Here is a 963-nt window from a genome sequence, read left to right on the forward strand (position 1 = left end):
TTTCGCCGCTGCTGTAGGGCGTCGGCGCCAGTCCGAGGCAACCTGCGACTTCGCGCCGGTTGTGAAAGCGCCGCCAGCCAAACAGCTCCTTGACCAGGAGCCAGGAGCTGCCCACGCCGATCCCGCTGAGCCGCGCGAGCAGCGCGATGGCTGGCTGCGCGCTGAGCTTCACCGCCTCGCGCTGCTGGGCTTCGATTGTCTTGATCTGCGTTTTCACCAGCGCCAGTCGCACGACTTCGCGCTCGATCTCGGCACGCAAGCCAGGGGGCAGTTGCGGGCCATGTTCGTTCCACCATGGCTTCCAAAGGCGGTCACCGATGTGGGCGACCCGCAGGTTATGCAATATCAGCAGCGAACGAACCCGGTTGCTGTGGGCCGTGCGTTCCTGTTTGAGCCGCCCGAGCTCGCGGTGCAAACGCCGCTCATCTTCCTGCTCTGGTGTTGGGACCCGCGCGACTGCCCAGACCCGCCGCTCGCCAGCGTGGTAACGCATCAACATCGACAGCAGCTTGTCACCGTCGAGTCGGTCCGTCTTGGCGCGCCGTGCACGGCGGTTGACTTCAATACTGGCCGAATCGACCACCAGGTTATGGGTACCTTGCTCCGTGAGCCAGCGGTGCAACCAGAAGCCGTCACGGCCGGCCTCGTAGCAACTGCGCACCGGCGCTTGCCCGGCCAGGCCGCAACGTGCCTTGGCCTTCGAGATCGCTGTTAGCACCGACGCCATATCACTTGCCGCGACCGTGCACCGGCTCGGCGCGTGCACGCCGTCACCCAACGACAGCTTCCAGCTCTTCTCGCCCAATTCAAAGGCTATGTACAGCCGACCGATGACTGCCGTATCCTGTCCTTGAAGGGCTGTTTCAGGCGCATTCATTTGCATGCTCCTTTCGAAAAACGGGTTATCCGAATCCTCGTTTTACTCCAGGGGCTTACTTGGGCCAGCCCTTCCATAGTATCTAA

The 963-nt window shown here is 62.8% G+C and carries 1 protein-coding gene; it reads right to left on the reverse strand.

Translation table 11 applies throughout. The features are described from left to right. A partial coding sequence (locus tag AC07UK_RS38800; RefSeq protein ID WP_494688359.1) for a transposase occupies window positions 1-877 on the reverse strand: 877 nt, incomplete at its 3' end. Window positions 878-963 lie beyond the last annotated feature (86 nt).

The organism is Cupriavidus sp. GW821-FHT07C08 (assembly GCF_059419025.1).